Here is a 13,703-nt window from a genome sequence, read left to right on the forward strand (position 1 = left end):
AAAACAAGCTGGGCGACCTCGGCAACTGGCTGGCGACGCTGACGAACGTGGAGTGGTTCCGAACCATCGGCGAGTCGGTCACCATCGTCACCGGCTTCATCTTCATCATCTGCGTGCTGGCCTTCCGCCGCGGCATCGTGGGTGAGCTGGTCGCTCTCGGGAAGAGGGCAAGGTAGGGCAAGGCAGGACAACGCAGGAAAATAGCAGGCAGGCAGGACGCGGCAAGACGTCCGCCTGCGCATGCATCGCCGCAGTGGAAGCAGACGACATCAACAGGAGGAGACAAAGATGAAAGTTGCTGCACGCATCAAACTGGTTGCCGGAAGCTTGATCGCATCGCTCGCCATCGGCGCGCACGCCGCCGATGACCTCGTCGTCGGACAGGTGGCGCCGCTGTCCGGCGTGCTGGCCGATACCGGCAAGGACATGGTTGTTGGCGTGAAGGTCTACATCGACCACGTCAACGCCCAGGGCGGCATCAATGGCCGCCAGATCAGGCACGTCGTCAAGGACGATGGCTACCAGGTGCCGGAAACGGTCAAGCTCACCAAGGAAGTGATCGACCAGGATGGGGCGATTGCCCTGATCGGCTTCGCAGGCACCGGCAACGTGGGCGAACTGCTTAAGCAGAAGGTGCTGGAGCAGGCAAACATCGCCCTGGTGGCGCCGTACACCGGCGGCGAGGTCCTGCGCACGCCGTTCAACCCCTACATCTTCCATATCCGTGCCGGCTATGCGGACGAAGCGGAGGGTATCGTCAACCAGCTCATCATGCTGAACATGAAACGCATCGGCGTGATGTACCAGGACGACCCTTTCGGCAAGGCCGGGCTGGATGGCGTGACGGCGGCGCTGAAGAAGCGGGGCCTGGAAGTGGCCGCGGTGGGCGCCTATGAAAAGAATACCGACAAGGTGGGCGACGCGGTGGCGGCCATCGCCAAGGCCAATCCGCAGGCGGTGGTGATGATCTCGGTGAACAAGAGCACCGCGGCCTTCAGCAAGCAGATCCGCGCGGCATCGACGGTGTCCCAGCTGGTGAATATTTCCGTGGTCAATCCGAAGGAACTGGTCCGGCTGATCGGCACCGATGGCGCGCGCGGCATCGGCGTGGCGCAGGTCATGCCTTATCCGTTCTCGTCCACCTTGCCGGTGGTGAAGGAATACCAGCAGGCGATGAAGAAATACGCGCCCAACACCGAGCTGTCTTATACCAGCTTCGAGGAATTCGTCGGCGCGAAGGTGCTGGTGGAGGGCTTGCGCCGCGCGGGCAATTCGCCGACGCGCGAGAAAGTGGTGCAGGCGCTGGAATCGCTCCATGCGTATGACGTGGGCGGCTTCACGCTGCGTTACTCGCCGACGAATCGCGTCGGTTCGCGCTTCGTGGAAATCACCGTGATCGGCAGGGATGGACGCTTGCTGCGCTGATCGCGCCCGAATGAATTTTCTTACAGGCTCCTGGGCTGGGGGGTCTACAAGTGTAGTAGTGGTAGTAGTGTGCTAGAGCGTAGTTGTTGTAGTAAATATCCCCAGCTTTTCGGCCGCGGTTCTCCGCGGCCTTTTTTTATTCCGCCGCGTTTCTTTCCCCCACGTGCGGACGTCACATCCCGCTCGGAAAGGTGTCGGGCACTTCGTCGTCGTTCCAGTGCGAAGACTTGTCCAGCGGCCGCAGGGCCGATGTGGTATCGACGTGGATGATGGCGTCGAACTGCCGCGCCGGCCGCGCCTGGAAATAGTGGCTGATCCTTTCGCTCTGCGGCAGGTAGATGACGCCGATCGCGCGTTCCAGCCAGTCGCTCTGGTGCAGCAGGTCGCGCAGCTGCGGCCGGTCGCGGAAACGGATCAGGAAGCTTTCCAGCCCGACGTCGTGCAGCAGGCGCTCGAGGCTGCCCGGCATGGAAGGCACGATGGCCTTGCGTTCCGTCGCGCCGTCCCAGTCCGAAGCCGCGGTAACGGTGCCGCCATGGGTGGTGAAGCCGAGCAGGAAGGTGTCGTCCATGCCGAAGCGTTCGCGCGCGAGCTGGCCGAGGTTGAGCTGTCCTTCCCAACCCATCTCGGTCGAACGCGCGTCGCCGATATGCGAATTGTGGGCCCACACCACGATGCGCGCGGGCCTGCCCTTGCGTGCGCTCAGGTAGTCGCGCAGGGCTTCCAGGGTTTCCAGCATGTGGGTGTCGCGCAGGTTCCAGGATTCGTTGCGCCCGGCGAACATCGAGCGATAGTAGGCCTCGGCATGATGCGCCACGCGGGCGTTCTGCTGGGCGTAGAACAGTTCGTCGGGATGGGCGCCGCCGGCGAGCGCCAGGCCGCCCGACGTCAGTTCCACGAGCTGGCGCACCACTTCATCCTCGCAATCCGGCTTCATGCCGAAGGTGGCGGCGTAGCCGTAGCGCTGCGGATCTTCCGCAAGATGATCGAAGCAGGCATAACGTTCCTTGGCTCGCCGCGCCGCTTCCGGGTCGACCTGCGAGAGATAGCGCACCACGGCATCCATGGACGTGCGAAGGCTGTAGAGATCCAGGCCGAAGAATCCCACGCGGTCCTCGCGTCCCTCGAACTGCTGGTTGTGGTCGCGCAGCCAGGTTGCCAGCCGGACGACCTCGGTATTGCGCCACATCCAGAGCGGAAAGCGGGTGAAGCCGGAGAGGGCGTCTTCCACCTCCCGGTCCGGCGGCTGAGCGGGATCAAGCCGGGGAATGCCCTGCACGAAACGCGACAGCCGAAGCGCGTCCGGCCAGTCGGCCTCGACGGCGATCGCGTCGAAACCCTTGCGGGCGATGAGATGCTTGCTGATCTCCGCGCGCACCCGGTAGAACTCCTGGCTGCCATGGGTGGCTTCGCCCAGCAGCACGATCGAGGCGTCGCCGACCTGGTCGATGATGCTCGCGTCGATTGCTTCCAGGCTGAATGCCACCGCTTCCTTGCGCATTGCGCCGAGCAACGCTGAATCCGACATCTTGAGACTCCTTGAAGCGCCCCTTGCCGCTGCGCCAGGGACATACCCGTTCGGTTTTCTCCTTCCGCAAAAGTTCAGGCTGAGTTTCAGGATGAGTTCAGGTGGAGTTCAGGTGGAGTTCATGGGGAGGCGTGCAAGCTGAAGCAAAGAAAATTAACCGTCGCTAATTGTTGTTCCCCGGGTTCGGAAATGCGGTTTCATAACGGGTGGCGGCTATCCAATCCGGCGCCCGCCTCCTCATGATGAATCCAAAGAATCGCATCGCCGCTGCCATTCTGACCCTCGCCGGCACGCTGGTCCTGCTGGCGCCCGTTCGTGGCCACGCCGATGCCGACCCGATGCGGCTTTGCACCGACGAGCGGCGTTCGGCTTCCTACGCCAGCCCCGGACTCGCAAGGCCGGGCGAGCTCCAGGCAAACATCGAGGCGGCGGCCCGGGACCTCGGCATGAGGGCGACGCTGACCCCGCTTCCCTGGCGACGGTGCCTCGAGTTGATGCGCGCGGGCGAGATGGACGGCGCGGTCGGCATTGCCTTCCTGCCGTTCACGCAGGAAATCGCGCGCTTCCCGATGCAGGCCGGGCAAGTGGACAAGACCCGGGCGCTCGGCGTGGCGCGTATCGTGCTCGTGCGCAGGGCGGGAAGCGACGTCGCGTGGAACGGCCCGCGCCTCGGCCACGCCGGCAAGCCGGTCGCCGTCGCCGCCGGCATGCAGGCCATCATCGATGCCGTGCGTCATGCCGGCGGCGAAGTGGACTACGGGGCAAAGACCGATGAGCTCAACCTGAAGAAACTGGTGCAGGGCAGGGCGGACCTCGCGGCCGGCTACGAATACGACCTGGCGCCGCTGATCCGCGAGAAATACGCGGGGGAAGTCGAGATGGGGCAGAAGAGCCTCAGGGAAACCCATTACTACCTGGCATTCTCACACCGTTTCCACGATGCAAACGCGGGACTCGCGGAACGCATGTGGAACCGGCTCAAGGAGATCCGGCGCTAGCCCATCGCCGGGACGAGCGGCAAAAATTCATGGCACTTCGGCATCGCAAATGCATCTATCTGGCGGTTTGCACGTCATACGCACACCGATTCCACCAAAGGAGACTGCCATGCAACGCATTGCCGACATCATGACGCGCGACGTCACCAGCGTCGCGCCCGAAGAAACGATACGCCGTGCCGCCGAACTCATGGACGACCTCAACATCGGCGCGCTGCCGGTATGCAACGGCGAAGAACTGGTCGGCATGATCACCGACCGCGACATCACGGTGCGCGCCACCGCGCAGGGCATGGCGCCGGACGAAACCGCCATCGAGGATGTCATGACCAGCAACGTGACATGGTGCTATGACGACCAGGAGGTGGATGAAGTGATGGGGCAAATGGCAGACAGCCAGCTTCGCCGCATTCCCGTCATCGACCACAACACCCGCAAGCTGATCGGCATCGTCTCGCTCGGCGACGTCGCCACCAAGCATTCCGCCGGCGTGGACCGCACGCTGGAAGACGTGTCCAGCCCATCCCGTCCCAACACCCTGCACTGACCCCTCCGGGTCGCATGCTGAAATGCAACGCGGCCGGACTGGATGTCTCAACATGCGCAAGGGCAAGTGGTAGTATCTTGCCCTTGCGCGCTTGCGCATGCGTTCCCGCTTCAACCCTCCGGCCGGCCGCGTCCCGGTCCAGTCCGTCCCAGCCAAGACATCCGCTGCATGACCTTGTCCATCGAGCAACTTGATCTTCGCATCAAGTCATCCGTCCTCGCGCTTTCCGCGCGGCGCATCTTAGAACACATCACCCTCGGCCAGCTAAATCCCTTCCCGGACATTCCCGCAGACGGCGACATCGATGCGCGCCTGTACGTGGATGTCATCAACATGTCCGGCGAGGTCCATCTCCTGACCGGGATGAACCTGCACCAGGCGGTGCATGAACGCCATGCGGGCATGATGCGCCGGCTGCTGGACCAGTTGTTGCCGCACGTCGATACGGCCCTGGTGCGGGACTGGCTCGCTGGCGTCGCGGCCATGATCGGCCAGCACCGTGCGATGCCCCGCCCGGTCGAAGCGCCGGTCTTCCTTCCCATGCCGGAAGACATGCAGGAAAGGCAGCAAGAACCGAGGGAGCCAGGCTTCGGCGTGCGCGGACTGCGCTCGGCGCTGGCATCCTGGCTGAACGGCAAGGCGCATGACACGGCAAGCGCCGGCGACTGGCTGCGTCGCCTGCAGTCGCTCGAAGCCGAGGGCCTGAGCGCCGATGAACTCGCCTTCAGCGGCATACCGGACAAGCTCGATGCCCGCATCCAGCGCAGGGAAGGCGATCACGAGACGACGGCGTCGCCCGCCGGCAACGACCGGCTGAGCGGCCAGGCGCTTGCCGGACAGGCGCAGTTCGATGCTTTGCGCCTGTCCATCCTGCCGCTGCGCCCGGCGGCGCATGCCGGACCCGACTTCGTACGCGTACCGGCGAACGCCCGCATCAAGCGCCTCAAGCCGAAGCTGAAGGCCGGACTGCGCAGCCTGCCGCAATGGACCGACCGCTCGCTGGGCTACTGGATCGACCTGGTGGAATGGGACGACCTCTTCGGCCCGACGCGAGGCTGGATGGCATTCACGCAGCGCGGGGAAGCGGTGACCGAGCCGCAATGCCCGTCCGGCCTGTGCGACACGCTCGACGAGGCGATGGCCTTCGCCGACCGGCACGCGCGCAGGAAATGCGCCGCGACGCCGCTGGCGGATGCGTCGAAGGCATCGAAAGCATCGAAGGCAACGAAGCCGTCCGAGGCACCCGATGCGGCAGGCGGCGCGACCGACTGGATCGTTGCCTTGCCCTTCTATGCGCCATGCTTCCTGCCGTCGCGCCTGCTGGCGCGCAACGCCTTGCTGCGCATCCGCTTCGACATGCGCGAGGGACCGGACGGCGAGCGGGTCCTGCTCTTGCAGGAACTGGACAGCGAATGGGCGCGGCAGGCAGGGCAGGCGGGACAGGGCAGGCGCGACCCCATCGCCTTGCCGCCCTGGCTCGACGAATGGCTGCTACTCGCGCTCAAGCTGGTGCTGCTGCATGCGGCCGCGCGAGATGTCGACGTGGTCGCCTGGCTGCCGGGAGAAGTGCAGGCGAGGCGGCATCATCCAAGGGAAACGAAACGCTTGCTGGCGCTGCACGACGCCGCCCTGCCGGAGCAAGCCGCGCGACTGCTGCAGCCGTGGGGCGTGGCACGCACGCCATTCCATTTGCCCGAGCCCGCGCATTGCTACATCGACCCGGTCGAGGACGGCTACGCGGTGAGCGACGAGGATGGCGCAAGCCTCGGCCGCTTCCCCGACTGGGACGCCGCGCGCGAACGCGTGCCGGTCGCTGCTTCCGGCCGGCAGGCGGTCCACCGCGCCATGCATGCCATCGTTCTCGGCGACGGACTGCGGCAGGACTTGCGCGTCCGCGGCTTCTTCGCCTGGGGAACCGGCATCGCCTGAGGGGCGGGCGGCGTCGTGCAGTTAATGCGGCTCGGCTCAGTTAATGCCGCTTACTTCTCCCGTTTCAGCTCCGTCATTTCAGGCCTGCGCCACGGGGTGATGCGGCCGGCATTCTTGCGTACGTTGTCCACGGTCGAGTCGAACGCGCCGCAGACGGCATCCCCCAGTGCCTGCGCGCGCGTGCGCACCGTGTCCGCCGCCTTGCCAGCGGCGTCGCGCACGCCTTGCACGCTGTTGTCCGCGGTATCGCGCATGTATCCGCCGGCGGCGGCAAGCACCGTCTTCACGATGCGCGCGCTGTTTTCCTTGGTGATCTGCATGATCTGCGTCATCGCCTCCGCCGTCGCGGTCTGCCGCGCGCCGGCATGCGAGGGACGCACGATGGATTCGCAGTACTGGCGCGCGACCGCGCCCACGCGCAAGGTCAGGAAGGCGTTGGCTGCGCCGGTGGCGATGCAGTTCACCAGCAGGTTGGAGATGCCTTGCAGGCCGGGCACCGCGCCCTTGAGCGAGGGTGCGATCGACACCACCATGGGCGTGATCAGCTGCGCGAAATCGATGTCATCCAGGCTGTCCGCGATGAGCGCCGCGGCGCACACGTTCGAATACAGGAACAGCATCTGGCGGGGCGAGGGCCGCTGGTAATAGATCACCGAGATCTTCCAGATCATGCGTGCCTGCGTGAACAGCACCACGAGGCCGTCCAGCCTGCCGTTCTTCAGCAAGGCGGTGCTGGCAAAGACCGTGGTCGAGGTGTTGCGCACCACCGCGTTGGCCTCGGTGGACAGCTTCTGCAGCGCCGGCGCAATGTCCTCCACCGTGGACAGCGGCACGCCCGCCAGGCGCGGATTGCGTGAGAGGCGTTCCCGCAGGGCTTCCAGGTAAGCATCATGCTCGGGCCCGGAGGCTTCCTTCGGCGGCACGAGGGGCTTGGGAAAGCGGAAGTACATGACGACCGGCGACAGGGCGCAGGCCGCGAACAGCAAGGCCAGGATCCAGAACACCGGCTGGCCGAGCCCAGGACTGACGCGGTCGGCTGCTGCGGACAACTGCAGGATGCTGGAGAACAGCACGGCGCCGAGGTAAAGCAGGACAAGGGTGCCTGCCGCGATGAAGAAACGGGCGATGTTGTTGTGCGTCATGGTGATGTCCTGGTGACGGGCATGGAAGGCAATCGTTGCCGGTTGCATGGCGGCGCGCTTGAATCATGGCGGCATGAAACGCCGCGGCGTCCGGTGCAACCAAACAGGATGCCGCAGTTCGTTCCTTAGACCACGAAGTTCAAGTTTAGCTCGCCAGCCGGCATGTCCGCGCGGCATCCACGCCAACTTCACGCCAACTTCATGCCAGCCCCACTTTCCATGCCGATCATAGCCGGACCTCCGCCGTGTTCCTCTCCACCGCAGGCACCCATGCGCGCGCTGCAAGCTTTCCCTGCTTCCATCATCTTCGCGGCGCTGGCGGGCGCGATCTCTGCCGCCGGCTGGGCGCCGTCCGGCGTCTGGATCGCGGCGCTCGCGGGAGCTGGCTGTCTTTACCTCCTGGTCGGCCGTGCCGCGTCGGCGCGGCGCTGCCTGGCCACGGGAATCGCTTTCGGCACCGGCCTGCACCTGGCGGGAAGCCTGCAGATCATTCATGCCGCCCTAGGCAAGACCGGGGCAGGCGGGGTGATGGCGGCGGGCGCGACCGCGCTCCTCATTGCCGGTCTCGCCGCGTTCACCGCATTGCCTTGTCTGGCCTGGCATGCCAGCGGCGGTCCGGGCCGTGGAGGCGCGGCGCGGTTCGCCGCATTGCTTACGCTGGGCGAAGCGATGCGCCTGCTGGTCTTCAACGGCCACACCTCGCTCTCGCTAGGCTATGCGCTGGTCGATACCTGGCTCGCCGGCGTTGCGCCGGTGACGGGCCTGTATGGCCTGAGTTTTGCCGGATTCTTCACCGCCGCGGCCGGCGCCGGCCTGCTCGCCGGGCGGCCGAAACATGCCGTGCTGCTCGTCTTTGCCGCCGCAGGCTGGCTATCCGGACTCGGCCTGGGCCTCGTGCCATGGAGCAGCCCGTCGGGCGCGCCGCTGCAATACCGCCTCCTGCAAACCCGCGCGGCGCAAGCCGGGAAGTTCGATCCCGATGCGTCGCGGCGGAACGCGCTCCATCTCGCGGCGCGAATCGAAAGTCGGGCCGCGGACCTGATCGTGACGCCGGAAACCGCCTTCGCCGCGCTCTTGAGCAACCTGCCGGGCGAAGCCGTGGCGCGCATGCGCCGCTTCAGCGACCGCAGCGGTTCCCATGTCCTGCTGGGCGCATTCACGCCTGCGGCGAACGGCGACGGGTACAACAGCCTGGTGCACCTCGCGCCCCGGCAGACCGCCATGGAGCGCCATGACAAGGCCAGCCTCATGCCGTTCGGCGAATACAGCCCTGCCGGTTTCGGCTGGCTTACGCATGCCCTCGACATTCCCTTCAACGACCTGGCAAGCGGCGGCAATGTCCAGCCCGCCTTCATCGTTCGCGGACAGCGCGTGGGCACGCTGATCTGCCACGAGGACCAGCTCGGATCGTCGGCCAGACGCTGGATCCCCGAGGCGAATCTCCTCGTCAACCCGACCAACCTGGCGTGGCTGGAGGGCAGCGCCGGTCCGGAACAAGGCTTGCAGATCGCGCGGATGCGCGCGCTCGAAGCAGGACGCCCCATCCTGAGGGTCGCCAATGCCGGCATCACGGCGCACATCGACGAGAAGGGCCATGTCATCGCCCGCCTGCCCGAGGGCGCGGAAACGGAGCTGCGGGGCATGGTGCAACCGGTATCCGGCGCGACGCCGTTCGCGCGCGCCGGCAACCTGCCGGTGCTGCTGTTCTGCCTGGGGCTGGTCGGCCTCCTCATCAGTCGCCGGAGTAAGCACGATAGTCCCGAGCTGCGCAAAGATTAAGCCACATGTTAATTGTCCGCCTCTTGCCTTTACAGATCCGGACGCAGCCAATAACATCCCCGGCATTGCAAAAACGTCAACAAAAGCAAGGGGAAAAACATGGCATCACCAATGGCCATCAAGCGTCGCCAGCATGGGCAGGGCATGACCGAATACATCGTGATCGTGGCCTTGGTCGCCGTTGCCGCCATCGCGGTGTACCAGTTCTTCGGCCAGGCCATCCGCAGCCAGATGGCGGGTATCGCCCAGGAGATTTCCGGCAAGTCGGCTTCGGGCGCGATCACCGATGCCCAGACCGCGGCCGACAGCGCGAAAACCGAGGCGACCACGAAGAAAGGGCTGAGCGCCTATAGCAACGACAACAGCCGCTGAACGGCCGCATGTCGATCTGCATACACCGGGCCGCCCGGGTCCGTCACGCCTGCCGCGCGCAATGCGGCCAGGCGCTGATCCACGGCATCTTCGTCCTCATGACGGGTGCCGCCGCGCTGCTCTTCCTGTTCAACACCGGCCAGCTTTCCTCGGAAAAGACCAGGCTCGTCAATGCCGCCGACGCGGTGGCCTACAGTGCAGGCGCGATGCATGCCCGTGTCCTGAACTTCCATGCCTATGCCAACCGCGCCCTGATGGCCAACGAAGTCGCCATCGCGCAGATGGTGAGCCTCGCTTCCTGGGGGCGCTACGCGCAGGACCATGTCGACCATGTCCCGATGATGAATTGCAAAAGCCAGTATTCCGTCCCGGTGGCGCTCGCCATGGTCAGCTACATTCCCTTGTGCTACGCCATCAGCAACCCGGCGGGGGCGCAGGGCGTCAGCGCGGCCAACCAAGTCATCCAGGCCGCCGCGCCGCTCGCGGTCGAGGCGGCGGAACTCGCCAAGCTCGCGCTGCAGGCGGCGCAGCTTGCAGCGAACGAAGAATTCATCGCGGCGCGCCAGGCCGTCATGCAGGAGGTCGCGGACGCGAACTATGCCGGCGAGGGACGCATCACCGTGGACGCCGAAGCGCTGAGCGATTCCTACCGCAATGTCGACGGCAGCTCGGAAGCGGGCGCGGTGCGGCGCTATGCCGGCGACGACCGCGCCCGCCTCCGCGACGCCGTGGTCGCGGCCGCCGACAAAGATGGCTTCGTCCGGCAACGCGCCTGGACCTCCAGCTCGCCATGGGGTTGCTCGGCGGTGCCGATGCCGCGCGGCGAACTCCGGCGCACGGGCGGCACCAGCCTGATCGGATTCGACGAATGGCGCGCGGTCGACAATGCGCTCTTCCGGCAGGAAGTCTGGAACACCGCGAAGTGGACCTGCGACGGCAGCGAGACCACCATGGGGGACGCCAGCCAGTCCGCGCGCGTCCGGAGGGATGACGAAGGCGTCAGCGAAGGCGACTTCGGCACGGCTGGCAGCGCTTCGAGCACGGAATGGCGCTACAGCGGCTTGCCGTCCTTCTTCGAACTCGCGGAAACGCTGCTCGACGAGGTGCCGGACGACCCCGACGCAAGCCGGCGCGAACCTCGCATCCGACTTGCGGTTCGCGTCGTCCGCGACAAGGCCGAAACGGCAAGTTCCACGGGCCGCGCCAGCATCCGTCCGCAAGGCCGCCTCGCGCTATTCCAGGGAAGCGAGGCAGGAGACGAGCTTGCCGCGGTATCCACGTCCGAAGTCAGCTTCTCGCGCCCCCTTCCGCGCGCCGACGGCAGGCAGGAACTCGCGAGCCTGTTCAATCCATTCTGGCAGGCGCGCCTCGTCGCCAGCAGCGCCGCCGACATCGCGGCTGCCAGGAAAAGACAGACGGAGAAGACGCGATGAACACGGCATCCACGTTGCCAACGGCGCGCAGGGCATCCGCCATGCAGGGAGGCCAAGCCCTGGTGGAATTCATGGCGCTGGCGCTCATGATCTTTCCTATCCTGCTGCTGCTTCCCATGATCGGCCGGATCCAGGACATCGCCCATTCCACCCTGATGGCAAGCCGCTATGCCGCCTTCGATGCCACCGTGAACAACGACGCGCTCGGCGCCTGGAAGGATCCCGCGATCCTCGCGAATGAAATCCGCCGCCGCTTCTACGGCAAGGCCGATGCGCCCATCCGGTCCGACGGCGCGGATGGCGATTCCGCGACGGACGGCAATCCGTCCTGGGTCGATCCGTTCGGACGCCCCTTGGTCAAGGATGCCGGCAAGGACGTCGTGCTCGGTTTCGGCAGCGATGACGCCATCAACCAGGCCGCCGGATTCAGCCCGGCATCCGACGGCGCTCCGTTCCGGCCGCGCGCCGGCGGACGACTGGCCGACGTGGCAGGTAGCCTGGGCCTGGCCTCGCGCGGCATCCTCACGGCAAGCGTGTCGGTGTCCTTGGCAAACCTGCCGGCCGGCATCGAGATGGTCAAGCCTTTCGACGGAATCGGCCTGTCGATCAGGCGGCATACCAGCCTCTTGCCGGATACCTGGGTCGCCACCGGTCCCGCGCAGGTGCAGGCCAGGATAGCCGCGCCGGCAATCTTTCCCGGCAAGGCGCTCGCCGCCATCGAGCCCGTCGCCGAGGCCGCCGTTGCCATCGTCGAATCGCCGAGTTGCTTCGATTCCTGCATCCGCGCGCCCCAACTGGGGAAGCTCGATGCCTGGAGCGATGTGGTGCCGCCGGACAGCTTGCGTTGACGGAGCGGAAGACGTGTTCATGACTCGACATCCCGGCCGGCGAGCCATCTCGCGGCGCCTAGCGACAGGCGCCTTGCTTGCGCTGCTCCTGGCTGGCAATGCCCATGGCATCCCGGACTGGCCGGTGGTCGACTTGCCAGAAGACGTCGAACGCATCCACCTCGGCGAGGATGCTGCGCTCAACGGCGTGCCGGTGCGCATGCAAGGCTTCCTCTCGCGACTGCCTGAAGACCGGGTTGCCGCCTGGTTCGCACGCCGCCTTGGGCAGCCCCTGGTTCAGAGCCGGCATGGCAACAAGCGCATTCTGGGCCGCATGCAAGGCGGGCATTACATCACCGTGCAGCTCGAACCGCTGGCGCGCGGCACCTATGGCGTGGTCGCCGTCACCGCCATGGCGGCGGCGCTCGCGCAGCGCGGCATGGACGGCGCGAAGCCCCTGGCCGCGCCCGCCTGGATGGCGAAGCTGCCTGCGGGCTCGCGCGTGGCGCTCCAGCTATCGTCCAGCGACGATGCGAGCGCGGCGGTCAGCCATGTCATCACCAATGATCTTTCCGTCAGCGCGAATGCCGATGTCTTGCAGCGGATACTGCAGGACGACGGCCTGGCGCTCGACGGTTCCGGACGCGCGCCGCGCAATGCCATGGAGACTCGCGCGGACGAGGGCCGGATGCTGTTCTTCAAGGGCAGGGGAAGGGAAGCCGTCGCCGTCATCGCGCGCCAGCCATCTGGCCAGACCGCCATGGTGATCAACACGGTGATACGAAAGGAGGGCGGCAGATGACTCAGGGCAGCGCAGGCAAGGGCAGGGGTGGCAGGCAACGAGGCCAGGCAATGGTGGAATACGCCGTCGTCTGCGCCGCGCTCGCCCTCGCCCTCTTGGTTCCCGTCGCCGACGCATTCAGTGCGGACGACCCGCGCACGGCGGCCGACCTCCTGCTCGACGCATTCCGCAACGCCTACCAACGATTCAGCTACGCCATTTCACTTCCGGACTGACCATGCGCCTGCCTTCCCTGCGGCTTCCCGCCTTCAAGACTTCCTGGTTGCTGTTGCTGACCGCGATCGGCGCGGGCCTGCTGGCCGCCTTCGCGGCAAGCCGCTATCTCTCCGGCCGGATGGCCGACATCGAGGCGCGCGGCAAAGCCAGGACGGTGTCGGTGGTCGTTGCCAGGAAAGACCTGCCCAAGGGCGCCGCGCTGTCCGCCGACAACGTCGCGGTGCGCATGGTTCCGCAAGAGCATGCGCATTCGGGTGCGATCCTTCCCGAACAGTTCGACCGCATCGACGGCCAGGTCCTGGCTTTCCCGCTCAAGTCCGGCGACGCCGTCCTGTGGTCCCTGCTCGAGCCGAGAAGACCGGCGACGTTCTCCGCGCGGGTGGAAGAGGGGCGGCGCGCCATCACCTTGCCGGTCGACGACATCAATTCCATGTCCGGCATGCTGGAACCGGGCGACGTCATCGACCTGATGGCAACCCTCGACCAGCAGGGAAGGAAACGCACCTTCGCGCTGCTGCAGGGCGCGCGGGTGCTCGCCACCGGCCAGCGCGCCATCGATGGTGCGGCCGGCGGCGAGCGCAAGCACTATTCCACCGTCACCCTCGACGTGACGCCCGAGCAGGCGCGGGAACTGATCTCCGCGCGCGACAGCGGCAAGCTTACCGCGCTGCTGCGGAATCCCAGGGATGGCATCGCGGCCGCGTT

13 protein-coding genes and 1 pseudogene are annotated in these 13,703 nt (G+C 66.2%); 12 read left to right on the forward strand and 2 right to left on the reverse strand.

What is annotated here, in order from left to right:
• Both G3574_RS28325 and G3574_RS08525 read left to right on the forward strand, forming a co-directional pair.
• Positions 1–176 (forward strand): annotated as a pseudogene (locus G3574_RS28325) (branched-chain amino acid ABC transporter permease); the annotation flags it as partial.
• A gap of 112 nt (positions 177–288) precedes the next feature.
• On the forward strand, positions 289–1,425 hold the full coding sequence (locus G3574_RS08525) for an ABC transporter substrate-binding protein (RefSeq protein WP_163962013.1): 1,137 nt from the start codon (positions 289–291) through the stop codon (positions 1,423–1,425).
• 172 nt (positions 1,426–1,597) lie between these two features.
• On the opposite strand, the gene G3574_RS08530 is transcribed toward G3574_RS08525, so the two are convergent.
• Positions 1,598–2,953 carry an erythromycin esterase family protein gene (locus G3574_RS08530; protein WP_163962015.1) on the reverse strand — a complete coding sequence of 452 codons (1,356 nt, stop codon included), beginning with the start codon at positions 2,951–2,953 and terminating at the stop codon, positions 1,598–1,600.
• Positions 2,954–3,192: 239 nt separating this feature from the next.
• Between G3574_RS08530 and G3574_RS08535 the strand changes: the two genes are divergently transcribed.
• From G3574_RS08535 to G3574_RS08545, 3 genes are all read left to right on the forward strand, one after another.
• Positions 3,193–3,951, forward strand: coding sequence for a substrate-binding periplasmic protein (locus G3574_RS08535; RefSeq protein ID WP_163962017.1), 759 nt, complete (start codon positions 3,193–3,195; stop codon positions 3,949–3,951).
• Positions 3,952–4,060: 109 nt separating this feature from the next.
• Positions 4,061–4,498, forward strand: a complete 438-nt coding sequence (locus tag G3574_RS08540; RefSeq protein WP_163962019.1) for a CBS domain-containing protein — start codon at positions 4,061–4,063, stop codon at positions 4,496–4,498.
• A 168-nt stretch (positions 4,499–4,666) separates the two neighbouring features.
• Positions 4,667–6,427 carry a hypothetical protein gene (locus tag G3574_RS08545; protein ID WP_163962021.1) on the forward strand — a complete coding sequence of 587 codons (1,761 nt, stop codon included), beginning with the start codon at positions 4,667–4,669 and terminating at the stop codon, positions 6,425–6,427.
• A gap of 50 nt (positions 6,428–6,477) precedes the next feature.
• Here G3574_RS08545 and G3574_RS08550 read toward each other — a convergent pair whose 3' ends face one another.
• On the reverse strand, positions 6,478–7,617 hold the full coding sequence (locus tag G3574_RS08550) for a DUF697 domain-containing protein (protein ID WP_163962023.1): 1,140 nt from the start codon (positions 7,615–7,617) through the stop codon (positions 6,478–6,480).
• A 222-nt stretch (positions 7,618–7,839) separates the two neighbouring features.
• On the opposite strand from G3574_RS08550, the gene lnt reads away from it, so the two are divergent.
• The 7 genes from lnt to cpaB all read left to right on the forward strand — a co-directional run.
• Positions 7,840–9,348, forward strand: coding sequence for an apolipoprotein N-acyltransferase (gene lnt, locus G3574_RS08555; protein WP_163962025.1), 1,509 nt, complete (start codon positions 7,840–7,842; stop codon positions 9,346–9,348).
• A 99-nt stretch (positions 9,349–9,447) separates the two neighbouring features.
• The gene (locus G3574_RS08560; protein ID WP_205609713.1) at positions 9,448–9,720 is read left to right on the forward strand and encodes a hypothetical protein; all 273 of its coding nucleotides are present in this window, start codon (positions 9,448–9,450) and stop codon (positions 9,718–9,720) included.
• 8 nt (positions 9,721–9,728) lie between these two features.
• Positions 9,729–11,153: a pilus assembly protein TadG-related protein gene (locus tag G3574_RS08565; protein WP_163962027.1), complete on the forward strand. Its 1,425-nt coding sequence runs from the start codon at positions 9,729–9,731 to the stop codon at positions 11,151–11,153.
• A complete protein-coding gene (locus G3574_RS08570) occupies positions 11,150–12,001 on the forward strand; it encodes a hypothetical protein (protein ID WP_163962029.1) in 852 nt (283 codons plus the stop codon). The genes G3574_RS08565 and G3574_RS08570 overlap by 4 nt, the downstream gene beginning before the upstream one ends.
• A 19-nt stretch (positions 12,002–12,020) precedes the next feature.
• On the forward strand, positions 12,021–12,782 hold the full coding sequence (locus G3574_RS08575; protein WP_163962031.1) for a hypothetical protein: 762 nt from the start codon (positions 12,021–12,023) through the stop codon (positions 12,780–12,782).
• Positions 12,779–12,997 carry a hypothetical protein gene (locus G3574_RS08580; protein WP_163962033.1) on the forward strand — a complete coding sequence of 73 codons (219 nt, stop codon included), beginning with the start codon at positions 12,779–12,781 and terminating at the stop codon, positions 12,995–12,997. The genes G3574_RS08575 and G3574_RS08580 overlap by 4 nt, the downstream gene beginning before the upstream one ends.
• A 2-nt stretch (positions 12,998–12,999) precedes the next feature.
• A partial coding sequence (cpaB, locus tag G3574_RS08585; RefSeq protein WP_163962035.1) for a Flp pilus assembly protein CpaB occupies positions 13,000–13,703 on the forward strand: 704 nt, incomplete at its 3' end.

Origin of the sequence: Noviherbaspirillum galbum, from assembly GCF_010974945.1 — a bacterium.
Lineage (GTDB): Bacteria > Pseudomonadota > Gammaproteobacteria > Burkholderiales > Burkholderiaceae_D > Noviherbaspirillum > Noviherbaspirillum galbum.

Bases quoted from the DNA above. Each gene is read 5' to 3' on its own strand.
- G3574_RS08525 (WP_163962013.1), top strand. From the start codon at position 289: ATGAAAGTTGCTGCACGCATCAAACTGGTTGCCGGAAGCTTGATCGCA.
- G3574_RS08530 (WP_163962015.1), bottom strand. From the start codon at position 2,953: ATGTCGGATTCAGCGTTGCTCGGCGCAATGCGCAAGGAAGCGGTGGCA.
- G3574_RS08535 (WP_163962017.1), top strand. From the start codon at position 3,193: ATGATGAATCCAAAGAATCGCATCGCCGCTGCCATTCTGACCCTCGCC.
- G3574_RS08540 (WP_163962019.1), top strand. From the start codon at position 4,061: ATGCAACGCATTGCCGACATCATGACGCGCGACGTCACCAGCGTCGCG.
- G3574_RS08545 (WP_163962021.1), top strand. From the start codon at position 4,667: ATGACCTTGTCCATCGAGCAACTTGATCTTCGCATCAAGTCATCCGTC.
- G3574_RS08550 (WP_163962023.1), bottom strand. From the start codon at position 7,617: ATGCAACCGGCAACGATTGCCTTCCATGCCCGTCACCAGGACATCACC.
- lnt (WP_163962025.1), top strand. From the start codon at position 7,840: ATGCGCGCGCTGCAAGCTTTCCCTGCTTCCATCATCTTCGCGGCGCTG.
- G3574_RS08560 (WP_205609713.1), top strand. From the start codon at position 9,448: ATGGCATCACCAATGGCCATCAAGCGTCGCCAGCATGGGCAGGGCATG.
- G3574_RS08565 (WP_163962027.1), top strand. From the start codon at position 9,729: ATGTCGATCTGCATACACCGGGCCGCCCGGGTCCGTCACGCCTGCCGC.
- G3574_RS08570 (WP_163962029.1), top strand. From the start codon at position 11,150: ATGAACACGGCATCCACGTTGCCAACGGCGCGCAGGGCATCCGCCATG.
- G3574_RS08575 (WP_163962031.1), top strand. From the start codon at position 12,021: ATGACTCGACATCCCGGCCGGCGAGCCATCTCGCGGCGCCTAGCGACA.
- G3574_RS08580 (WP_163962033.1), top strand. From the start codon at position 12,779: ATGACTCAGGGCAGCGCAGGCAAGGGCAGGGGTGGCAGGCAACGAGGC.